We start from the raw sequence: 22,749 nt of genomic DNA on the forward strand, positions 1-22,749 counted from the left end.
AAGTAAGTAAGTAAGTAAGTAAGTAATTAAAGCGTAACCAAAACAGCAGCTTAGTCAAATCAATCAAAGATTGATTCATCTTTGCAACCTCAAATATCCAGTATCAAAAATTAAGCTTTGCGTCTAATAAAACTACTCGTTTTGCCGGAAATCTTGAAAAAAATAATCTAGAAAGAAAAAAAGCCTTAAGAATTATTCTTGGGAAGCTTTTTTAAGCAGCATCTTTTTATATTATTTAATTCTCTGAAAATAGTATTTAATGACGTCATTAATACCATCGCCATCAATATCATCCACATTACTTTCCAGAATCATCTGGGTGGCGGTTAATTGCGGAACCCTATAAGGATAATCATACTCTTCTTCATACCAGAATTTTTTAGATTGCTGATCGTAGGTATATTTTCTGGTTACCGTTTCATCAGGAACACATACATTATTCTTCTTAGTAAAATGTATGGTTGTCATATCTCCCGATCTGAATTCATTGGTCATTTCTGCATCACAGCCAGTCGGAACCCGTGTTTCCGTCTCCTTTATAGAAGATTTGTAGGCTTCTACCTTCGTCATTTTCCATGTACCGATCATGGTACGCTGGTCATCTTCCTTTTCATCATTGTTGTCGCTGCATCCCATCATCGCAAACAGAGTCAATGGTAGAAATATTTTCTTCATAATTTAGTTTTAAGCTTCAATAGTTGCAAAATTAAACTAATTTTCATTAAATAACTGGAGTTCGGGATATGGCATGTTTGTCTGTGATAATGTCAGGAAGCCTGAAGTCGGAAGATGGAAGTTATTGATCCGTTTAAGAACAACTAAAAGGCAGTTTTTATATTTTTAAAAGTACTGGTAGAAAATGAATGACCAGTAGTACCTCCAGCTTCCCTCTTCGTGCTCCAAACCTCTAAATCCCTTCTACATCCGCTATAAGTTGATTCAGGATCTGTTCCGTAGACAGATAACTGTACTGATGAATCGACTGTCCAGCCCAAATGCTTACAAAATCTGTATTCTGCAAAGCTTTTGAAACCTTCCTCAGCTCATTGGTCAGTTTATTCTGATAAGGATAAGGCAGAATATCACCTGAAGCTTCCATATTTTCGATAAACTTATTCCGGATTCCTCTTGCATACCGCCCTGAAAAACTTCTGGTCAGGACAATATCTTTTTCCACCACTCTGCTGAGCCCTTCCTTTTCAAATGGCTTCAACGCACTTTCCTGAGAGGCCAGCAATATACTTCCCACCTGAAAACCCTGCGCTCCCAGTTCTTTCGCAGCTCTTAAGGTTTTGCCATTATAAATTCCTCCAGCATAGATCAATGGAACCTTTACATGATCATATACCTCAGAAAGTAAAGTCATTCCGCCAATCATCGGGATATTTTCAGCATCAAACGTTCCGCGGTGTCCTCCCGCTTCAATTCCCTGAACACAGATGACGTCAATTCCTGAATTTTCCAGCATCAAAGCTTCCTCCACCGAAGTACAGGTACCCACAAGAGTCACTCCATTTTCTTTCAGTTTCTGAATACTCTCATCATCCAGATTTCCAAAGGTAAAACTCAGAATCTTACAGCCTTCTTCAATAACGACATCCAGCTGTTCGTGGTAGCTTTTAACCTTAATATCTTCAAGATCAGGAAGATCAACCTCCAGATTATTTTCTTTTGCAAGATGGGTAATTGTCTGTTTTGCTTTAAAGAATTGCTGCTTTAAAGAATCTGTAATTTCCGGAATATCATGAACAAAAATATTAACTGCAAATGGCTGGTCAGTGAGTTTTTTAGTTTCCCTGATCAGTTCAGCAGACTGATCCGTTGAAAGATCTGCCAGTGCCAGAGAACCCAGACATCCGGCTTTTCCTGCGGCGGCGGTCATTTGCGGTGTGCTTACTCCAAACATCGGAGCCTGGATGATGGGATATTTAACTTTGAATTTTTGAGTAATAGTGTCGGGCCAGATCATAGGGATTATTTTAATTAAAATTTACGAAAAAACAGTGATATCATTTGATTTTTAAAGGATGATATTGCTCACGAAACTTCCCTGGATATATTTTTCTTTAACTGATTTTTTTTCAGATGAACCATTAAGAATAATTTAAGGGTTAAGGATCGTTAAGATAAATCTATAGATTTTTTAAGTAATACTGCTTAAAGCAACGCTAATCTTAATATTCTTAAAAACTTAATGGCTCTTAATGGTTTAAATTTTATTTCTTTTTTTTACACAGATTCTCACAGATGATTATGGATATATATTATAGAAATCTTTGATTTTTTTTAAAACTTATATGTATATGAACTTTTTCTTCATAAAGTATTTAAACTTCAAATCACTTATGTGTTAAAAACTTTGGTGACTTTTGTGGTTGTTTTTTTTGACTACAGATGACGCAGATTTTCACAGATGATTGTGGATATTATGCAGTTTAAAATCTTGATTTTTTCAAAACTTATGTGAACTTTTTCTTCGCAAAGCTTTCAACTTCAAATCACTTAAGTGTTAAAAAACTTTTGTGACTTTTGTGGTTGTTTTTTTGACCACAGATGACGCCGATTTTCACAGATGATCGGGGGATATTCTAAGCTTTCTTTCGGAGGTCTTTATAATGCTTTTTGGTATCAGCATCGAGTTTTTCTATTGCGTAGGAAAATGTTGCAGCGGGCATTGTTTTGATGTACTGATCCAGAAAATGATGCAGTCTTCTGGGATTTTTCTTGCCGGCTTCCCTTACCCAGCTTCCAACGGCTTTATTCACCAGCTCGTTAGGGTCATGGACAAGAATTTCTGCAATATTGAAAGTGTCTTCTGTATCATTTTTCCTGATAAAAGCATGGGTACTCACTACGGCCGTCCTTCTTTCCCACGGATTTTCAGATTCAGCCAGCTGGTACAGGATATCCCGCGGCTTATCAATTAAATATTCACCTATGACATTCCGCGCTGCCCGGTCTACAAAATCCCAGTTGTTCAGACGGTCATGGCGTTTTAAATAGAGATCAAAGAGTTCTTTTTTCTTTTCTTCAGACGTTTTTTTGTTTCCTGCCTGAAAGTCCATGATGCTCACTGCACCCATTCTTACTTCATAAAAATCGCTGTCCAGAAGCTTGTTAATTTCTTCCAGAGACATTGCAGAGAACGCTTTGGCTATCTTAAAAACATCCCCGAACTTCACCCCGAAAGGTTTCGTTATCCCATCATTTCCTTTAAAAAATTTGTCAACCTTATCGATCTCTTTCTCATTCCGGAAAGTAGATAGCTTTTCTATGAATTGTCCAGCGGTCATGGTTTTTATTTAAATTTAAAAAAATTCCCGCAGATCAGACCGATTCAGCTGATGATTATAATAAAAATCTGTGCTGTCTGCCTGATCTGCGGGAGAAATATAATGGGTATATCCTGCTAAATATCTGCTACAGATTTCAGCATTTTCTGCTCCCATTCCGGATCTTTCGGATCAAAGAAAAGTCTTTTTCCAGTGTCTAAAGAACGGACAATGTTCATTTCATCTTCCGTCAGTTCAAAATCAAAAACGTTGAAATTTTCTTCAATTCTGGAAGGCGTTACAGATTTAGGAATCACTACGAATCCTTCCTGCAGGTGCCATCTTAAAATCACCTGAGCCACTGTTTTTCCGTATTTTTCAGCAACAGCTTTTAATTCGGAATTATTTAAAAGATCCGCATTTCCGTTTCCAAGCGGACTCCACGGCTGTGTGATGATATTATTTTCCCTGTCGTACACCTGAAGTTCCTTCTGCTGGAAAACCGGATGCAGTTCAATCTGATTAATCACCGGAAGAACCGTAGAATTCGCTTTCAATTCCTCTAGTTTTTCCACTGTAAAATTACAGACCCCGATAGCTTTGATTTTTCTTTCATTATAAAGATCTTCCAAAGCTTTCCATGTTCCCAGGAAATCACCGTACGGCCAGTGGATCAGGTACATATCCAGATAATCCATCTGCAGCCTGTCCAGCGTTCTCTGAAATGCTTTTTTTGCCTGTTCGTAGCCGTGATCCTGAACCCATACTTTAGAAGTAATAAAGAGTTCATCCCTGCTGACACCGCTGTCTTTCACCGCCTGGCCTACTGCCGTTTCGTTCTGGTAAATGGCTGCCGTATCAATCATTCTGTACCCTGTGTGAATCGCCTTTACTACAGCTTTTTCACATTCATCCAGGTTTTCCATCTGCCATACTCCAAAACCTAAAGCAGGAATATCCACCCCGTTATTTAAAGTCACTACAGGCTGGCCTGCATATGTTTTCTTTTGCATAATTCTTTAATTTAATGTTTAATATTAATGTAAAGCCTAACAAATTTCCGATAAAAAATTGGAATACCGGCTTACCATTTTTACTGTTTTATCCGTATTTTTTAACTGCCACTTTTTTCCTTTATAAAAATTCTAGCTTCTAAATTCTAATCTCTAACTTCTAACTTCTAAATTCTAACATCTAACTTCTAATTTCTAACCTCTAATTCCTATTTTTGCAGGAAACTCAAACTCATGTCACACCTGATCAGACTGGCGCATGCTGAAGATTATCCCAGAATCATGCAAATCTGGGAATCTGCGGTAAAAGCCACCCATGATTTTCTTGCAGAAGAAGATTTTAATTATTTTAAAGAAGTCATCCCAAGAGATTATCTTCCTAACCTTGAAGTCTATTTAATCACTGACAATAATGAAGCTCAGGGTTTTGCTTCCGTTGCTGAAGACAATCTGGAAATGCTTTTCATTCATAATAATGCACGGGGAAAAGGTTACGGGAAAAAACTTTATGAGTTCATGAAGGAAACAACCGGGCTTACCAAAGTAGACGTTAACGAACAGAATCCGCAGGCAATCGGGTTTTATGAAAATATGGGATTTAAAAAGGCCGGAAGATCCGAAAAGGACGGCTCAGGAAAGGATTATCCTCTTATTCACATGAGTCTGTAAATGGAGAATTTCACTTTTTATAAACTTGATTCAGGTTCAGATATTCCTTATGAATTGCTGCTTCTGGCGGATGAAACTGTGGAAGCAATCAATCAATATATCTTCAATTCTGTTATTTATCTTTTAAATGACGGCATGAAGGATATGGCCGTACTTGCATTGTATCCCAACAGCAGTACAGAACTTGAAATCAAAAATATAGCAGTCACTGAAGACTACAGAAGTCAGGGAATTGGCAGTATCCTGATCAAAAAATCAAAAGAAATTGCCACAGAAAACGGCTACAAGACTTTAACCGTCGGTACTTCAGATACAGGATTTCAGCAGATCCGCTTCTACGAAAAAAATGGTTTTATAAAAAAGGGAATACGCAAAAACTTTTTTACGGAGCATTACCCATTCCCTATTTATGAAAATGGTTTACAGATGCGCGACATGATCGTTCTGGCTCATGACCTTTCTGAATAATCCTTTGATATGATCAATTTCGGCCTGATAATTTGTTTTTTTCCGGCATCCGAAATACAGGGTATTTTCCAATTTTTTCTCTCCTTCCCAGATAAGTTTCACTTCTCCGCTTTCTATTTCGTTTTTGCACAGGAAATTGGGAATCACAGCCAGTCCGGTTCCTCCTTTCAGACAGCGGATGATGGAATTTAAATTCGGAACGATATAGTTGGGACGGAAATTCGGTTTATGCCCGAAATTCATGATCCAGAACTGAAATAAATGTTCCATATCTCCCGTAGTTCCATACCATTTTTCCTGCTTCAGCCATTCTTCCACATGTTCGATGCCTTTGGTACTGACGGTTTCCTGAAAACTTTCAAGATCCACATCTTTTCCGCCTACCAAAATAATCTGTTCGGAAGAAAACGCTTCATGTTCTATATTCGGTGAAACTCCTTTTTTGGGGGTAATGATAAGATCCAAGATCCCTTTATCCAATTGGTCCAGCATTTCCGGGTACTCTCCGAAGCTGATGATCAGGTTAAAAGGCAGCGTAGAAACATACTGCTCCAAAGTTGTCTGGAAAGTTTCAAAACACATTCCAACGCTTATGGTCGGCGTAAGTTTTTCTGTAGATTTCTGGAAATTCTTCTCTACATCTTCCAATTTGGAAATAGGTTCAGAAACAGCATTGAACAAGACTTTTCCTCTTTCCGTGGGGATCATTTTCCTTCCGGTCCTGTCGAATAACTTATAGCCCACATAAGCTTCCAGTGAGCTTAAATGAAGACTCACTCCAGGCTGTGAGATAAACAGGGAATCTGCAGCACCGGTGAGGGTTCCGGTTTTGTATATCGCTTTAAAAGTGCGGTACCATTCTAGATTGACCATAACTTTAATTATTAATATTCTGATACAAATTTACAAAATAATTATAATACTGATATGTTTTCGTTTTTCAGGAACGCAGCATAATAGTCAGGAATCGCACTTTCCATGATGGCAAGAGCTGTTTCTTCAATTGGATAAGTGATCTGGATAATTTCAGGAAGGATCTCTTCTTCATCCATCGTCAGGATCAGATAGGAAGCCAGGCGGTTTTCTTCTTTTGAACGGCCTACAGAACCACAATTCACCGCCCATTTTTTATTCTCAAAAGGTTTTTTAAATGATAAATGAGTGTGCCCCATAACTATAATATCAGACTGAGATTCTTCGAGCATATCCATAAAAACCTCATCATGCTCTGACTCATACAGATACGTATCATTACTGGACAAACCTGAATGAACCAGCTGGATATTCCAGTGCTTCTGCCCTATTTTGTAGTTTAGTTTTAAATGAAATGGAAGTTCCGATAAAAATTTTTTATTCTCAGCTGTGATCAATTTTTTAGAATGATCAATTGCAGCAAATCTGGCCTCCGTTTCTTCTTCAGAATGCTTGGATAAAGGAATCACAGGAATATCAAAAGCAATCCGTTCATCATGGTTTCCCATAATACAGGGAATATTCAGATCTCTGATCTTTTCAATCACCTCATTTCCCCAGGGAGCAAAATCGACGAGGTCTCCCAGACAGAACTTCTGCCGGATTCCTCTTTTTTCAATATCATTCAACACCATTTCCAATGCCGGAAGATTTCCATGCACATCACTGAAAACTGCAATCTGTACCCTATTCATTGTATTCATCAAACAAATGTACAAGAGACCCGGGACAACATGAATAATAAAAAGTATGACATTTTACATGAATGATAAAATTTAAACTATCATTATTCTAATAGTTACTTATAATTTATACTATTTTTATTATACAAACCCTCCCTGTAACTTTGCATCATAAAATTTAAACAATCATAAAATGAAAAAAGTATTGATCATCAACGGAGGACAAAATTTCGGACATTCCGGAGGAAAATATAATGACACTATCGCGCAAAATACACTGGAAGTACTTCAGAAATTCGGAAATGTAGAAATAAAAACCACTCAGGTTGCTGAAGGTTTCGATAAGAATGAGGAAGTAAAGAAATTTGTATGGGCAGATTTTATCATCTACCATACCCCGATCTGGTGGTTTCAGCTTCCTAATGGCCTTAAAAAATACATCGATGAAGTTTTTACGGCCGGACACGCCAAAGGAATTTATATGAGTGACGGAAGAAATGCAGAAAATCCGAAAATTAATTATGGAACGGGAGGAATGCTTGGCGGAAGAAAATATATGGTAACCACCAGCTGGAACGCCCCTGAAACAGCCTTTACCCTTCCCGGAGAATTCTTCAATGAGACAAGTGTAGATAATGGACCGTTATTTGGTTTCCATAGAATGAACGCCTTTGTTTCTCTGGAAAAAATGGAAAGTTTTCACTTCCATGATGTAGAGAAAAACGCCAATATAGAGCGCGATATGAAGCTGTACAGAGAACACCTTGAACAGGTTTTCGAGAAAGAGCTTAAACCACAATTAGCCTAATATGAAAAAGGTATTTATTACAGGAATTACCGGCTACATCGGCGGTACTGTTGCCAGAAAGTTATTAGACAAAAACTACAGTGTATCAGGACTTGTACGCAATGAAGCAGCAGCAGAAAAACTGAAACAACTGGGAATTGAACCAGTTATAGGGAATATCCATGATGAAGCCGTTTTGAAAGCTGCAATTTCCCAGGCCGATGTGATTATCCACACGGCAGATTCTGCCGATGACGCCTATGCTGCCGACAGTTTCATCAATGCACTGGAAGGAAGCGGCAAAACATTTATTTTCACTTCAGGTTCCGCCATTTTTGGAGGAAAAGAGAATGGAGAAAAAAGTGAATTTGTCTACACGGAGGACGTTCCTTTACAGCCAAGACTGGAAATGGCTTCAAGGGTACTGATCAACAATTATGTTCTTCAGGCGGCTAAAAAAGATATCAGAAGCATTGTTATTGTACCCACAATGGTTTACGGAGAAGGTCTGGGACTGAAAAAGGACAGCATTCAGCTTCCGGCTTTGATCAATTTTTCTAAAGAAAAAGGGTTTGGAACCTATTTTGGAAAAGGAGAAAACAGATGGTCCAATCTCCATATTGAGGACCTGGCAGATCTGTATGTACTCGCATTGGAAAAGGCAAAAGCAGGCTCTCTTTATTATGCAGAAAACGGATCTTCAACGATCAGAAATCTGGCAGAAAATATTAGCAGACAGTATCATTTACAACCTGCACAATCTGTGAGCATACAGGAAGCCGTGAATACTTTCGGTCCGGCAGGCGGATATTTCGGATTTGCCTCCAACAGCCTTTGTAATGCAGACAAGGCAAGAACAGAACTGGGCTGGAAACCCCAATATCAATCTATTGAAAAATTTATTTAGTTATGAAAATTTATCTTACAGCAGTTATAAAAGCAAAAGAAGAACATCAGGCGGAAGTACTGGAAATTCTTCAGAATATGGTAAAAGAAACCCGAAAAGAAGAAGCGTGTGAGCTTTACAGCCTTCACCAGGGTATTGAAGACAAAAACCAGTTTATTTTCTACGAAATCTGGAAAAGCGAAGAAGGTCTGGCAGAACATAACCAACAGCCTTACATCAAAGCTTTCGGAGCCATCATTGATGAAAAATTACAGGAACAGCCACAAATTTATCTCACTAATATTCTTTAATATGAAAAAATTAGCCGTCTTATTTTTAACCCTGTTCACTATAGGAATTATTCATGCACAACACCAAAAATCTAAACCTATGAAAAAGAAAATTTTATTTGTCGTGACCAGTCATGATAAAAAAGGAAACACCGGAGAAGATACCGGCTATTATCTGGGCGAAGTTTCCCATCCGTGGGAAGTGCTTCACAAAGCAGGATATGAAATTGATTTTGTAAGTCCGAAAGGCGGAACTCCTCCGGTAGACGGATTTGATTTAAAAGATCCCGTTAACAAAGAATTCTGGGAAAACAAGGAATACAAAAATAAAATCAACCATTCTTTGCAGCCTTCTCAGGTAAATCCAGCCAATTATAGCGCTATTTTCTACGCTGGAGGGCACGGCGCGATGTGGGATTTTGCAGATAATACGGAACTGGCAACTATTGCTTCAAAAATTTATGAGAACAATGGTATTGTAGCAGGTGTTTGTCACGGTCCGGCAGGTCTTGTCAATATTAAGCTCAGCAACGGGAAATACCTGGTAGACGGAAAAAAGATCAATGCTTTTACCAATGAAGAAGAAGCTGAAGTAAAACTTACTCATGTGGTTCCTTTCCTTTTGGAAGAAAAACTGAAAGAAAGAGGGGCTAAATTTGAAAAATCAGGGCTTTGGCAAAACCATGTGGTGACAGATCAGAGAGTGATCACAGGACAGAATCCGCAGTCTGCAAAAAGTGTGGGTGAAGCGATTTTAAAGGAACTTAGCAAATAATTTTTTTAAACCACAAAAGACACAAAAGTTTTTAGCACTTAAATGAGTTAAAGTTAAAAGATTTACGAAGAAGATGTTCACATAAGTCCTTAAAAAATCAGAGATTTTACATTAAATAATGCATAAACATCTGTGAAAATCTGTGTCATCTGTGGTTAATAAAAAAACAACCACAAAAGACACAAAGTTTTTGACACTTAAGTGATTTGAAGTTTAATACTTTATGAATAAGAAGTTCATATAAGTTCTTTAAAAATCAGAGATTTTTATATTGAATGATATACCTCTGTGAAAATATTCTTTTTTAAGTTGGATAAACGCAAAGACGCAATTTTTTTATTTAGGATACGTTTTTAAGGCGCAAGAAAATCAAAGATTTTCAGCTATTTACTTAGTATACAATAAACCTGTTCAATTTTATCGCAGATAAAATCATTGCGCCTTAAAGCATTCGAATTAGAAAAAACTTGCGTCTTTGCGATACCCAACAAAATACATAAGCCTCTGTGAAAACCTGTACAATCTGTGGTTAGTAAAAAAACAATCACTTTTTGAGATTGCTTCGTCGCTCTGCTCCTCGCAATGACAGGAGGAAATTTTATCGCAGATAAAATCATTGCGCCTTAAAGCATTCGAATTAGAAAAAACTTGCGTCTTTGCGATACCCAACAAAATACTTTGTGGTTTAACATTTAAATAAAAATTCAAAACAAAAAAATGGAATACAGAAAATTAGGAAATACGGAACTGGAACTGTCTGCAATTACTCACGGTGCATTCGCTATCGGAGGAAATATGTGGGGCGGCAATGAAAAACAGGATTCCATCAATTCAATTCATGCCTCTCTGGATCACGGCGTAACTTCTATTGACACCGCGCCATTCTACGGTTTCGGGCTTAGTGAAGAGATGATCGGGGAAGCCATTAAAGGAAAAGACCGTTCAAAGATTCAGTTACTGACCAAATTTGGTCTGGTATGGGACGGCAGCAACAACGGAAAAGGTGAATTTTTCTTTGATGCTGATGATGAAGGTAAAACACTTCCGGTTTACAAATATGCCTCAAAAGCCAATGTCATCAAAGAAGTGGAAGAAAGCTTAAAAAGACTGGGAACAGATTATATTGACCTTTTACAGCTTCACTGGCCGGACAGTACAACGGCCATCTGTGAAACCATGGAAGCCATGGAACTCTTGATCCAGCAGGGAAAAGTTCTTGCCGCGGGAGTCAGCAATTATACGGTTCCGCAAATGCAGGAAGGTAACAGAACACTGCATTTAGCAAGCAACCAGGTTTCCTACAGCATGCTGAACAGAGCCATTGAAAGTGATCTTGTTCCCTATTCTCTGGAAAACAATTCGGGAATTATCGTTTACAGTCCTATGGAAAGAGGTCTTCTGACCGGAAAATACTTCAAAGAAGATAAATTGAAAGATAACGACCACAGAAACGGTTATTTTTCACAGTTTGATTTAAATAAAGTAAAAATTTTCTTAGAAAAAATCGAGCCTATTGCCAGAGAAAAAGGAGCTTCCCTTTCACAGCTGGTATTGCGCTGGACTACATTACAGCCGGCCATTACAGTGGTTTTGGCAGGAGCCAGAAATGCTCAGCAGGCTATTGAAAATGCTCAGGCGATGTCCATTGACCTTTCTAAGGACGAATTGAATTTCATCAATTCTGCGCTTAGCGAAATCTAATTTCATACAATCAGTAAACTGTTTCTGATAAATTTGTTTACTGATTTTTCTCTTTTAACCCATACATGATAAAAAATGAAAAAGAATCTGATCAAAATGTTCGGGTTGGTTACTCTATTGACTATCAACAGCGTTGTTTTAAAAGCGCAAAATTTAAGTATCAACCCAAACGATACCTCATGGTATCCTTCTGTTTATGGTGCTCACGATGAAATAGGAGCCGCCAATCTGTTGACCCCCGAAGTGGTAAAACAGGCCATAGAATTAGTAAAACAGGGGAAAACACTTCCTTTAGCCGTGCCTATTGATAAAAATCTTCCGGCATTCAGACACAGAAGCTTTAATTTATACAACATCCAGCCCGGTCAACAGGCAGGAAAAAGCATTGGACCGAATAAATTCACCTTTAATGATGAGCTTGTCAATGCGTGGACCGGAGTAGGAACCCAATTGAACAGTATCGGCCACATCGGGATTGATAATACGTACTACAACGGAAATAAAGCCGCTGATTTTGTAACGGTAGAAGGCGTAAAGAAACTAGGAATTGAAAAAGTGCCTCCTTTCGTGACCCGCGGAATTGTTTTAGATATGACCGCTCATTACGGAAAAGCAGTCGTTCCGGGCGGTACGGAATTTACTACTGAAGATATTAAAGCCGTTTTAAAGAAACAGGGAATTACCCTCAGAAAAGGAGATATTGTCCTCTTCAACACAGGCTGGCTGGAACTGATTGGAAAAGAAAATCAGAAATTCTTAGAAACAGAACCTGGAATTGGTATGGAAGCAGCACAATGGCTTGCCTCACAGGGTATTGTTGCTTTCGGAGGAGACACATGGGCTTCAGAAGTTTATCCTAACCCGAAATCCAAAGAAGAATTTCCTGTCAATCAGTTTATGCTGGCCAAAAAGGGAATTTATAATCTTGAGCTGATAGACAGCCGGCCATTGGTAAAAGACAAGATCTGGGAATTTTTATTTGTTCTGGGGCAGCCTTTGTATACAGGCTCTACGCAGGTGAATATCAATCCGGTTGCGGTCTACTAAATATTCTGCGGGATTCAGCTAAAAGAAAAAGAGCCTTCAAAACTGAAAGGCTCTTTTTGTTAATAATTTTCTAAACAAAAAAATTATCTTGGAACTTCTAAATGTGTACTTACAGCAATTCTGTTCCATGCATTGATGGTTACAATAGCCATGATGATCTGAGCAATAGCTGCTTCATCAAAATACTGTTTTGCTTTCTGGAACGTTTCTTCTGTAAGTCCTTTATCGCTGATCAGGGTAATTTCTTCTGTCATCGCCAAAAGAACCTGCTCTTCTTCCGTGAAAAAGTCTTTCGCTTCTCTCCAGCCGTTAAGAATAAAAATTCTCTGCGTTGTTTCCCCGTATTTAAGGGCATCTTTGGTGTGCATATCCAGACAGAAAGCACATCTGTTGATCTGGGAAGCTCTGATCTTGATTAATTCCTTTTGAATGTGGTTTAAAGAAATGGTCTGAAGGTATCCTTCCAGTCCTAGCATCGCTTTGTAAGCTGCTGAATCTACGTTGGCAATATTTAATCTTGCGCTCATAATATTATTTATTTATTGGTTGAATGATCTATACTGAAAAAATATGTTGGCTGAACGGCCAGTAAAAATGCGGCAGCACTTCCTACCCATACGGAATAATCAAGTGGCGCTTTTGGTCCCAAAGCCATCGTCATCGACAAAGCAAAAACAAGCAGAAGAAAACCCGCCCCATAAGCTCCAACTCTGGTTTTCCAGCCGAAAAGCAGCATTAAAGGAAAAAGAATTTCAAAAAAAGTGGCTGCATAGGCTGAAGTAACACTTAAAGACTCCGGAAGAAAAAAGGTCAGCTTTTTCGTATACGCTTCAAAATTTGCCCAGTTTCCCCAGGCAGCATCCGCACCCCAGAAACCGAACCGGTCCGCCACCGCAGAAAGCATGGTCACAGCAATGGAAAGTCTTAAAAATAACTGTGGGAACTTAATATTTTTGTCTGTCATGATATTGGCTTTTAATAACATGACAAATCTCCGACTTATAATCGGTAAAAATCTTAAACTGGTTTAAGAACGTAATTTCGCCCTGATTTCACTCAGATATTCCGGAGTAAGATTTAAAAAAGAAGCAATTAAATATTGAGGAATCCTCTGAATAAACCAAGGATACAAAGTACTGAAATGAACATACAGCTCTTCCCTGGACATCTCATATAAATAACGGATCCTCCTCTCCGAAGCGGCATAAGCCCTCTGGTAAATCATCCTGAAATACCGTTCCATAATAGGATGCTTCTGCAAAAGAAGTTCCTGCTGCTGAAGATCAATCACAAGAATGGAAGAGCGTTCCACCGCCTGGATAGAAAATCCGGACTGAATTTGTCTTTCATACGCGAAAGTATCCGTCATCCACCAGTTTTCTATGGCAAATTCAGTAGTCTGCTCCGCTCCTTTCTCATTGACAAAAAACTTTCTCAAACAGCCCGTCATCACAAAATACATCGATCTGCAGATCTCACCGTGAAGCATCAGATCCTGCTTTTTCTTCACTTCCATCTCCCTGAAAAAAGAAAATATAGACACATATTCTTCATCCGTGACCGTAATAAATTTATTTAAATGTTGTTTGAAAGTATCCATCTTTGCAATTGAGTAATCAAACTTAACTTTATTTTTTTAGTTTTACAATTACAAAATAATAAATCATGGAACTCGTTGCTAAAATTCTCATCGCCATCGTGGCACTGGAACATATTTATATCCTTTGGATGGAAATGTTCGCCTGGGAAACCAAAGGAAAGGAAGTGTTTAAAGCGGCATTACCCGCAGATATGTTTAAGCCTACCAAAGGTTTGGCTGCCAATCAGGGACTTTACAACGGATTTCTTGCGGCAGGACTGATCTGGTCGTTCTTCATTGATGATCCGAAGTGGCAGACCAATGTTGCATTATTTTTTCTGAGCTGTGTGGCAATAGCGGGAATTTATGGAGCTGTTTCTGCTACGAAAAGGATATTTTTTGTTCAGGCATTACCGGCGATACTGGCGATAATTGCTGTTCTTTTGAAATAATTCTGAAAAGCTATTGAATTATTTTTTGGCTTGTATTTTAAAAAATTTGTTGGTCATCGCAAAGACACAAAATTTTTCCTGATTCAAATTTTTTAGGACGCAAGGATTTTATCTCCGATAAAATTTCATCCTGTCATTGCGAGGAGCAAAGCGACGAAGCAATCTAAAAAACGGCTCTTTGCTAAATAAATTTGAGATTGCTTCACCTAAAGGTTCACAATGACAGAGATAAAAAGACAGAAATAAAAAAATTAGCTGAAAATCTTTGATTTTCTTGCGCCTTAAAAACGCATCCTAAATAAAACCCCTTGCGCCTTTGTGTTGACCAACAAGCTTATAAAGTTTTATATTCCCACAAATCGCGCAGATGACACAGATCTTAGAAGAATAGTCGTAGACCCCAAATCTTTAAATTTTTAAATTCTTCAATTTTTAAATTAAATCAATCACCCCATCGACTCTTTAATCTTCTCCCGATGAATAATTCCCCAATTCACTAAAGTCTCCGTCACCGGGAAAACTGATTTTCCGTATTCCGTAACCGCATAAGCTACAGTGATTGGTTTTGTGTCCTGAATGGTTCTTGTGATGAGAAGGTTTATTTCCAGTTCTTTCAATTCCTTGCTCAGCATCTTTGCCGAAATTCCGGTAATACCGCGCTGCAGCTTTTTAAAATGGATCTGCTGATCGGTTCTGTTGGTCAGATACCGGATAATCATCAGCTTCCATTTTCCGCCTAAAACATCCAGACTGTCGCGCATTGCATAGAGCTCTTCCGTGCAGCTGGCCTCCCTTTCTATTCCGTTTTCAATGATTTTTGCCATAATGGTTTCATTAAGGTAACTAGTTACCAATAGTTAACTGGTAGCAAATATAAACTATTCTGTTTTTACATTTGTCTATCAAATTACTCTTATGAAAGCCATTATATTAAATGAAAATTTCCAGCTCAGAGAGGCGGAGATAGAAACACCTAAACCGAAAAGTCATGAAGTTTTAATCCGGATCAAAGCCAGTGGATTCAACCCTATCGATTATCAGATGATTGAGAACGAGCTGGAACGGAAACTGCTTAAATCACCTGTTCTAGGCCGGGAAATGTCGGGAATTGTGGTTGAAAAAGGAGCAGATGTTCATCAGTTCAATATCGGAGACGAAGTATTCTGCGGAAGCGGGTCTATGGGAAGCAACGGTTCCTATGCCGAATATATTGCTGTTCCTGAGGCTATTGTTGCATTAAAACCTAAAAGTATTTCTTTTGAACAGGCGGCTGCTATTCCTTCTGCGGGACTTACAGGGCTACAGACCGTCAACCGTTTAAAGCTAAACGAAAATGATACTGTCTTAGTGACTGGAGCAACAGGCGGAGTCGGTTCTTTTGTGATTAAATTTTTAATCGCGAATCAATTCCAAAACATTACAACGACGGTCGGAAGTGAAGAAAACAGACAGATTCTCCTTGGATTGGGCCTTAAAAATCATCAGATCATCAATTATAAAGACGAAAACCTTGCAGACCATCTTTTAAATGCCAACAATGGTCAGCTTTTTGATTTCGGAGTTGATCTCGTCGGAAATTATATGTCGGAAATCACGGCAGGGGTTTTGAAAATCAATGGGACTTATGTGGATGTAACCGCGTTAATTTCAAAAGATGCCCACGAAACCCTTTTCAATAAAGGAACAGTGATCATGAATATTTCCAATTACTCCTACAGCATGAACAAAGACTATCAATATTACAAAGGAAACTTAGAGAAAATTTCAACATTTATTGAAAACGGAAAAATCAGCCCCCCTAATTATAAAACCGTAGGAGATCTTTCTCTGGATACCGTTTTAAAAGCCCATTCTATTCTTAAAGACAACCAGACCCAAGGTCATAAATTAATCATGAAACATGAATAAAATCCCCAGACGTATCGTCACAGGAATTAAAGACGGAAAATCTATTATTATTGAGGACCGGCAATCGGAAAATGTTGTAGAACATTTTCCCGGATTAATTATTTCAGATATCTGGAATACACAGGAAATGCCTGCAGCATTAGATCATGAAACCCGAATTCCCAACACAGGATTTCCACAGACTCCGAAAAACGGAACGTATTTCCGCTATGTGGTTATTCCACCGGACAAAGATCTCGGCGTGGAATTCAAAACCGGGGAACCTCACCCTATGATGCATCAAACCCCAACCTTAGACTATATTATTATTCTTTCCGGTGAACTTTATTTAATCATGGAAGAAGGGGAAACACTCCTCAAACCTGGAGATATTGTTATTCAGAGAGGAACCAATCATGCATGGAGCAACCGGTCGGATGAGCCGTGTATTCAGCTCGCCGTTTTGATTGATGCGGAACATTAGATTTAAAGATTGAAGTATTGAAAGATTTAAGCATTTAAAGGATTTAAAGATTTGGGGTCTACGACTATTCTTCTAAGAAAAGGCCTGTGTTATCTGTGCGATTTGTGGGAATAAAAAACTTTAAAAGCTTGTTGGTAAACGCAAAGACGCAAGTGTTTTTATTTAGGACGTGTTTTTAAGACGCAAGAAAATCACAGATTTTCAGCTATTTTTTTGTCGTTGTCATTGCGAACCTTTAGGTGAAGCAATCTCAAATTTATTTAGCAAAAAGAATCATTTTTTTAGATTGCGTCGTCGCTTTGCTCCTCGCAATGACAGCGGTATTCAATTTTATCTCTGATAAAATCCTTGCGCCTTAAAGCATCCGAATTGGAAAAAATCTTGCGTCCTTGCGTTGACCAACAGACTTCTGAGATTACTTTGTCACTTTCCTCGCACTGCCAGCAGTATTCAATTTTATCTCCGATAAAATCCTTGCGCCTTAAAGCATCCGAATTGGAAAAAAATCTTGCGTCCTTGCGTTGACCAACAGACTTCTGAGATTGCTTCGTCGCTTTGCTCCTCGCAATGACGGTGTAAAAATATTTCGTCCTTACATTCGCCAACAAAAAACTACAAAGCAGAAATTTCCAGAAGTTTCTGCTTCATGATTTCAGGTTTCATCATCCCTTCATGATAATACACCAGCTTCTGATCCTTATCCAGAACGATCCACAAAGGATAAACAGGCTGATCTTTATTTTTTGACAAAGCCAGAGCCAGTTCATGAATCCCGGAATTTCCATTCGGCAGATATCCGAATTCCCTTCCCTGAAATTTTATCTTTTCCTTCGTCTTCTCCGCTTCAAAATTGACCATATAAAAATGCTCATTGATCAGATCAATCGCTTCTTTGTCTTTATTCAAAGTATATTTCTCCATTTTACAAACTGAGCACCAGTCCGTGTACATATGGATGATAACAGGTTTCGGATCTTTCTTCATTGAAGTTTCAAGATCGGAAAAAGTGCCTGTCTTCATCTGAGACAGATAAAAACAGGGCACTAACATTAAAAATAAAATAAAAGTTTTCATTTCAAAGTATATTTTACCCCCAGAAAACCTCTGATCTTCTGCATTGGCGCATAGCCATAAGCGGTATCAAAAGTATAATGGTTCGGGTTATTGATCGGGTCGTCCGCATATTTATCAAACGGATCAAACGGTCTCATTAAAGGATCTTTTGGTGTAAAATTGAAGAGGTTTTTAATTCCACAATACACCTCAAAACCGGATTTGAAACTTTTTGAAACCTGAATATTAGCCAGAGAATAAAATGGTGAATACTCAGGGCGGTAGTCATTCGGAAGTACAGGAAGTCTCATTGGTCCGTAGAACTGTCCTGTAAAATCTATGGTCAGATTACTTGGGAATTTATACGAAAGATTGTAGGTTCCACTCCACTTCGGGGCATGCAGCTGCTGTGATTTTTCGGTCTCACCATCAAATTTCTGGTATACGTCCAGATAAGTCACGCCCAGATTGATACTCAGAGGAAAACTGAAATTATAATCTACATTCAGGGAAGCACCTCTTGAAATTCCGTATCCATGGAGGTTGTCATAAATAATTTTATCCGGGTCGGTATCAAAATCCCCTACGATTTTATTGCTGAAATAAGTGTAAAAGGCTGAAGCATCCAATTGCAGCATACGGGTTCCCACCGGAATTTTCCAGATGTAATTTAAATTTCCGTTGATGGATTTTTCAGGTTTCAAATCAGATTTAATTAAAACTTCACGTGAACCGGTCAGTGCCGCATGATCTTCCGTAAACAGATTCACCACTCTGAAACCTGTTCCGAAATTGAACCTCAAAGTATGGTAAGGATTCGGGGAAAATTTCCAGGCGAATCGTGGGGAATGAACTTCGTGATGAATCTTATCATAATCAAACCTATATCCTAACAATAGTGTATTTTTTTCGTTAATTTCCCACTGATCCTGAACAAAAGCTCCCCAGATCGGAGATTTCATTGGTGCGTTGGTGATTCCGTCTGAAGACATCGTTCCGGGTGTGTTGTCATCATAGAATGTTCTTTTGAACGTAATTCCTCCCGTCAGATCATGCTGTCCCAGTTTTTTACTCCAATATGTTTGGGCAAAAGCCACTTTCTGCAATGCATCATAAGGATTGCTGCCGTAAAAAGAATCCTGGTCATGGTAATTATAGGAAAACTGGGTAACGATATATTCTTTTAAGGGCCACTGATACAGTCCGAAAACCTCTGCCCTGTTGGTATAAATGCTTTCACCATATACGTCGCTGCTTCCACGGTGAGATTTGTCCCACTGCATTTCGCCGCCGAAACGGTCTTCATACAAATATCTCAAGGCAAAACTTGCCTGGCGGTTTTCTTTCCGTTGAAAATTCCATTTATTGAAAACGGAAACCCTGCTCTGCAACGCTGAATCTGTAAAATTGTCTTTATTCTGATCTATTTTTTCTTTAAAACTGAAATAATTTAAGCTTAATAATGCTGCTGCATTCTTTCCGACCTTAAATTTCGTGGAAAGATCAACATTATTTTCACTCCAAGTGCTGGTCATCACGTCTACGCTCAATTTTGGAGCTGTCAGGGCATTTTTGGTAATAATATTGATCACACCACCCATTGCTTCGGAGCCGTAGATGGAAGAGGCCGGGCCTTTTACCACTTCAATTCTGTCAACAAGGCTGTTTGGAATTCCGCTTAAACCATAGACGGTAGACAGGGAGCTTACAATAGGCATCCCATCGATCAGGATCATCGTATAAGGTCCTTCCAGCCCGTTGATATGGATGTCTCCGGTGTTGCATACGGAACAGTTAAGCTGAGGTTTTACCCCGTTCACCATCGCAATGGCTTCAAAAATACTCGGAGTGGGATTTTTCTGAAAAAACTTCTGGCTGTATACCTCTACGGCCACCGGACTTTTTGATCTGCTGAAAGGCTTTATGGTTCCGGTAAGAACCACATCATCAATATTACTTGTTTTAATTTTCGCCTTCGGAATTAACGTAGAATCTCCCTTTATGACTGGCTGTAAACCCAGGCTGTCCGTTTCCTGGGAAAAGCAGTAGGAAGATAAAAAAATAATAGAAAATAGTATTCGCTTCATGAAATCATAATTGTTAGACAAATCTAACAATTATTTTTGAATTACAAAACATCATGATAAATGTTGTTGAAATCAATTCGCGAAAAATGATTAAATTTGAGAAACTACATATAAAAGTAAAATGAGATATCATCAAGCGGGAAATATCCCACCAAAAAGACATACGATTTTCAAGTCACCGGAAGATAAATTTTACTATGAACAGCTTTTCGGAACGGAAGGCTTTCACGGAATTTCCTCACTGCTCTATCATACACACCGCCCAACCCAGATCAAATCCATCGGTCCGGCAAAAGATGTAACGCCCAAAATTGCTGTGGAGAAAAATGTGGCTCCAAGAATGTTTAAAGGTATGAATGTAACGCCTGAAGACGATTTCATGGACAGCAGAAAGATCCTTCTGATGAACAACGACCTGAAAATGGGACTGGCAAAACCAAGAAAGTCGATGGATTATTTCTACAAAAATGCTGAATGTGATGAACTTTTATACGTTCACAACGGAACAGGAATTCTGAAAACTTTTGTAGGCGACCTGGAATTTGTAACGGGTGACTATCTTATTATTCCGAGAGGAACTATTTATCAGGTGGAGCTGAAATCAGAGGACACCGTATTTTTTGTGCTTGAAAGCCACTCTCCTATTTACACGCCGAAGCGTTACAGAAATGAATTCGGGCAGCTTCTGGAACATTCTCCGTTCTGCGAAAGAGACATGATTGCTCCGGTTTTTAAAGAGCCGAAAGATGAAAAAGGAGAATTCTTAATTAAAGTAAAAAAAGAAAACCAGATCACAGATTTCATCTACGCCACCCATCCGTTTGATGTTGTGGGCTGGGATGGATATTTTTATCCATATAAATTCAATATCAAGAACTTTGAACCTATTACAGGAAGAATTCACCAACCGCCTCCGGTACACCAGAATTTTGAAGGCCATAATTTCGTAGTCTGCTCATTCTGCGCCAGAATGTATGACTACCACCCAATGGCGATTCCGGCTCCTTACAACCACTCCAACATCGATTCTGATGAGGTTCTGTTCTACACGGAAGGCGACTTTATGAGCCGTAACCACATCGATTTAATGGACTTTACCCTGCATCCGGGAGGAATCGTACACGGACCTCACCCTGGCGCTATGGAAAGAAGTATCGGTAAGAAATTCACTGAAGAATATGCGGTGATGGTAGATCCTTTCCGTCCTTTGAAAATTACGGAGGAGGCTTTAAAAGTAGAAGATCCTTCTTACAAAACTTCATGGCTGGAAGAATCAGACAAAACCATGGAAGACCGTTCTCAAGAATAAAAAATCATTCATAAAAAATTTCATTATGTACAATTATATTAGTGCAGAAGAAGCGATATATACCATAAAAAGCGGAAACCGCGTATTTTTCCACGGAAGTGCGTGTACCCCGAATTATTTAATAGACGAGCTGGCAAGACAGTCTCACCGCCTGGAAAATGTGGAAATGGTTTCCATTACGCAGCAGGGAAACGTAGAAATTGCAAAACCGGAATATAAGGACAGTTTCTTTGTTAATTCACTGTTCGTATCCACTCCGGTGCGGGATGCGGTGAATTCTGACCGCGGAGATTTTGTTCCTGTTTTCCTGAGTGAAATTCCAATTTTATTCAGAAAAAACATCCTGCCTTTGGATGTAGCTTTAGTAACGGTTTCTCCACCGGACAGACATGGCTTCTGTACTTTGGGAACTTCCGTAGATGTGGCCAGAGCAGCTGTTGATACGGCTAAAATCATTGTTGCCATCGTGAATCCCTTAATGCCGAGAACCCACGGAGACGGGATGATTCACATCAGCAGAATCCACAAGCTGGTATGGCATGAAGAAGAACTTCCGACAGTAGATTACGGTTCGAAAGTAGGCCCTGAGGAAATGCTTGTCGGAAAAAATGTAGCAGAACTTATTGAAGATAAATCCACCCTGCAGATGGGTATCGGAACAATTCCTGATGCCGTCCTGAAATGTCTGAACAACCATAAAGACCTCGGTGTTCATACAGAAATGTTGAGCGATGGTGTTATAGACCTGATCCAGAATGATGTCATCAATAATAAATATAAAGGTTATAATGACAATAAGACCATTACAAGCTTCTGTTTCGGAACGAGAAAGCTCTACGACTATGTGGACGACAATACTGTTTTTGCCTTCAAAGATGTAAGCGACGTGAATTTCCCGATCAATATCATGAGAAACAAAAAGATGGTAGCCATTAATTCTGCCATTGAAATTGACCTTACGGGACAGGTTTGTGCAGATTCCATCGGAACGCTTCAGTACAGCGGAATCGGCGGCCAGATGGACTTTATGAGAGGAGCCGCTTTAAGTGAAGACGGAAAACCGATCATTGCCATTACCTCAAGAACCAAAAAAGGAATCTCAAGGATTGTTCCTTTTCTTAAACAGGGTGCCGGAGTTGTGACAACAAGAGGACATATCCATTATGTAGTGACAGAATATGGCACAGCTTATCTTTACGGCAAGAATCTCCGCCAAAGAGCACAGGAACTGATCAGCATCGCACATCCTGATGACAGAGAGATGCTGGAAAGAGCTGCTTATGAACGGTTTAAATAATAAAAAAAATGTTTTACAGTTTATATACAATATCTGCT

The 22,749-nt window shown here is 38.9% G+C and carries 25 protein-coding genes; 13 read left to right on the top strand and 12 right to left on the bottom strand.

Features of this window, described 5'->3' with window-relative positions:
- Positions 1-231 precede the first annotated feature (231 nt).
- The 4 genes from JET18_RS19980 to JET18_RS19995 form a co-directional block, all read right to left on the bottom strand.
- Entirely contained in the window at positions 232-675 is a 444-nt protein-coding gene (locus tag JET18_RS19980; RefSeq protein WP_202094138.1) for a lipocalin family protein, read from the bottom strand.
- 232 nt (positions 676-907) lie between these two features.
- Positions 908-1,969, bottom strand: a complete 1,062-nt coding sequence (locus JET18_RS19985; protein ID WP_202094139.1) for an NAD(P)H-dependent flavin oxidoreductase — start codon at positions 1,967-1,969, stop codon at positions 908-910.
- Positions 1,970-2,588: 619 nt separating this feature from the next.
- A complete protein-coding gene (locus JET18_RS19990) occupies positions 2,589-3,293 on the bottom strand; it encodes a DNA alkylation repair protein (protein ID WP_202094140.1) in 705 nt (234 codons plus the stop codon).
- A 116-nt stretch (positions 3,294-3,409) separates the two neighbouring features.
- A complete protein-coding gene (locus tag JET18_RS19995; protein ID WP_202094141.1) occupies positions 3,410-4,285 on the bottom strand; it encodes an aldo/keto reductase in 876 nt (291 codons plus the stop codon).
- Positions 4,286-4,519: 234 nt separating this feature from the next.
- Between JET18_RS19995 and JET18_RS20000 the strand changes: the two genes are divergently transcribed.
- Positions 4,520-4,954 (top strand): GNAT family N-acetyltransferase, encoded by a 435-nt coding sequence (locus JET18_RS20000; RefSeq protein ID WP_202094143.1) that lies wholly within the window; start codon positions 4,520-4,522, stop codon positions 4,952-4,954.
- Positions 4,955-5,422: a GNAT family N-acetyltransferase gene (locus JET18_RS20005; protein ID WP_202094144.1), complete on the top strand. Its 468-nt coding sequence runs from the start codon at positions 4,955-4,957 to the stop codon at positions 5,420-5,422.
- On the opposite strand, the gene JET18_RS20010 is transcribed toward JET18_RS20005, so the two are convergent.
- The gene (locus tag JET18_RS20010; RefSeq protein ID WP_202094145.1) at positions 5,375-6,295 is read right to left on the bottom strand and encodes a LysR family transcriptional regulator; all 921 of its coding nucleotides are present in this window, start codon (positions 6,293-6,295) and stop codon (positions 5,375-5,377) included. The two genes, JET18_RS20005 and JET18_RS20010, sit on opposite strands and share 48 nt — an antisense overlap.
- A gap of 41 nt (positions 6,296-6,336) precedes the next feature.
- A complete protein-coding gene (locus JET18_RS20015; RefSeq protein ID WP_228728600.1) occupies positions 6,337-7,098 on the bottom strand; it encodes a metallophosphoesterase family protein in 762 nt (253 codons plus the stop codon).
- A gap of 172 nt (positions 7,099-7,270) precedes the next feature.
- Here JET18_RS20015 and JET18_RS20020 point away from each other — a divergent pair, with 172 nt between their 5' ends.
- The 6 genes from JET18_RS20020 to JET18_RS20045 all read left to right on the top strand — a co-directional run bounded on the left by JET18_RS20020 (position 7,271) and on the right by JET18_RS20045 (position 12,563).
- Positions 7,271-7,885, top strand: a complete 615-nt coding sequence (locus tag JET18_RS20020) for an NAD(P)H-dependent oxidoreductase (RefSeq protein WP_202094146.1) — start codon at positions 7,271-7,273, stop codon at positions 7,883-7,885.
- A 1-nt stretch (position 7,886) separates the two neighbouring features.
- Positions 7,887-8,771 (top strand): NAD-dependent epimerase/dehydratase family protein, encoded by an 885-nt coding sequence (locus JET18_RS20025; RefSeq protein WP_202094147.1) that lies wholly within the window; start codon positions 7,887-7,889, stop codon positions 8,769-8,771.
- Positions 8,772-8,773: 2 nt separating this feature from the next.
- Positions 8,774-9,061, top strand: a complete 288-nt coding sequence (locus JET18_RS20030) for a putative quinol monooxygenase (protein WP_202094148.1) — start codon at positions 8,774-8,776, stop codon at positions 9,059-9,061.
- A gap of 79 nt (positions 9,062-9,140) precedes the next feature.
- The gene (locus tag JET18_RS20035; protein ID WP_202094149.1) at positions 9,141-9,815 is read left to right on the top strand and encodes a type 1 glutamine amidotransferase domain-containing protein; all 675 of its coding nucleotides are present in this window, start codon (positions 9,141-9,143) and stop codon (positions 9,813-9,815) included.
- A 717-nt stretch (positions 9,816-10,532) separates the two neighbouring features.
- On the top strand, positions 10,533-11,516 hold the full coding sequence (locus JET18_RS20040; protein WP_202094152.1) for an aldo/keto reductase: 984 nt from the start codon (positions 10,533-10,535) through the stop codon (positions 11,514-11,516).
- Between the two features lie 75 nt (positions 11,517-11,591).
- Entirely contained in the window at positions 11,592-12,563 is a 972-nt protein-coding gene (locus JET18_RS20045) for a cyclase family protein (protein WP_202094153.1), read from the top strand.
- A gap of 83 nt (positions 12,564-12,646) precedes the next feature.
- Here JET18_RS20045 and JET18_RS20050 read toward each other — a convergent pair whose 3' ends face one another.
- From JET18_RS20050 to JET18_RS20060, 3 genes are all read right to left on the bottom strand, one after another.
- Positions 12,647-13,090: a carboxymuconolactone decarboxylase family protein gene (locus tag JET18_RS20050; RefSeq protein WP_202094154.1), complete on the bottom strand. Its 444-nt coding sequence runs from the start codon at positions 13,088-13,090 to the stop codon at positions 12,647-12,649.
- 8 nt (positions 13,091-13,098) lie between these two features.
- A complete protein-coding gene (locus JET18_RS20055; protein WP_228728601.1) occupies positions 13,099-13,527 on the bottom strand; it encodes a DoxX family membrane protein in 429 nt (142 codons plus the stop codon).
- Between the two features lie 63 nt (positions 13,528-13,590).
- A complete protein-coding gene (locus JET18_RS20060; RefSeq protein WP_202094157.1) occupies positions 13,591-14,163 on the bottom strand; it encodes a Crp/Fnr family transcriptional regulator in 573 nt (190 codons plus the stop codon).
- A gap of 65 nt (positions 14,164-14,228) precedes the next feature.
- Between JET18_RS20060 and JET18_RS20065 the strand changes: the two genes are divergently transcribed.
- A complete protein-coding gene (locus JET18_RS20065; protein ID WP_202094158.1) occupies positions 14,229-14,594 on the top strand; it encodes a DUF1304 domain-containing protein in 366 nt (121 codons plus the stop codon).
- A 446-nt stretch (positions 14,595-15,040) separates the two neighbouring features.
- Here the strand turns inward: JET18_RS20065 and JET18_RS20070 are convergent, their stop codons facing one another.
- Positions 15,041-15,418: a winged helix-turn-helix transcriptional regulator gene (locus tag JET18_RS20070; protein WP_202094160.1), complete on the bottom strand. Its 378-nt coding sequence runs from the start codon at positions 15,416-15,418 to the stop codon at positions 15,041-15,043.
- Between the two features lie 91 nt (positions 15,419-15,509).
- Between JET18_RS20070 and JET18_RS20075 the strand changes: the two genes are divergently transcribed.
- Together JET18_RS20075 and JET18_RS20080 are read left to right on the top strand one after the other, a co-directional pair.
- Entirely contained in the window at positions 15,510-16,502 is a 993-nt protein-coding gene (locus tag JET18_RS20075; protein WP_202094163.1) for an NADP-dependent oxidoreductase, read from the top strand.
- Complete coding sequence (locus JET18_RS20080; protein ID WP_202094165.1) at positions 16,495-16,965, top strand: cupin domain-containing protein; 471 nt, start codon at positions 16,495-16,497, stop codon at positions 16,963-16,965. The genes JET18_RS20075 and JET18_RS20080 overlap by 8 nt, the downstream gene beginning before the upstream one ends.
- Before the next feature lie 612 nt (positions 16,966-17,577).
- Here the strand turns inward: JET18_RS20080 and JET18_RS20085 are convergent.
- Positions 17,578-18,039, bottom strand: coding sequence for a thioredoxin family protein (locus tag JET18_RS20085; protein ID WP_202094167.1), 462 nt, complete (start codon positions 18,037-18,039; stop codon positions 17,578-17,580).
- Positions 18,036-20,105: a TonB-dependent receptor plug domain-containing protein gene (locus tag JET18_RS20090; RefSeq protein WP_202094168.1), complete on the bottom strand. Its 2,070-nt coding sequence runs from the start codon at positions 20,103-20,105 to the stop codon at positions 18,036-18,038. The genes JET18_RS20085 and JET18_RS20090 overlap by 4 nt, the downstream gene beginning before the upstream one ends.
- Before the next feature lie 121 nt (positions 20,106-20,226).
- Between JET18_RS20090 and JET18_RS20095 the strand changes: the two genes are divergently transcribed.
- Both JET18_RS20095 and JET18_RS20100 read left to right on the top strand, forming a co-directional pair.
- Positions 20,227-21,414: a homogentisate 1,2-dioxygenase gene (locus JET18_RS20095; RefSeq protein ID WP_202094169.1), complete on the top strand. Its 1,188-nt coding sequence runs from the start codon at positions 20,227-20,229 to the stop codon at positions 21,412-21,414.
- A 25-nt stretch (positions 21,415-21,439) separates the two neighbouring features.
- On the top strand, positions 21,440-22,711 hold the full coding sequence (locus JET18_RS20100) for an acetyl-CoA hydrolase/transferase family protein (RefSeq protein WP_202094170.1): 1,272 nt from the start codon (positions 21,440-21,442) through the stop codon (positions 22,709-22,711).
- Positions 22,712-22,749: the final 38 nt, after the last annotated feature.

Origin of the sequence: Chryseobacterium endalhagicum (assembly GCF_016745235.1) — a bacterium.
In the GTDB taxonomy this organism is placed as follows: Bacteria; Bacteroidota; Bacteroidia; order Flavobacteriales; family Weeksellaceae; genus Chryseobacterium; species Chryseobacterium endalhagicum.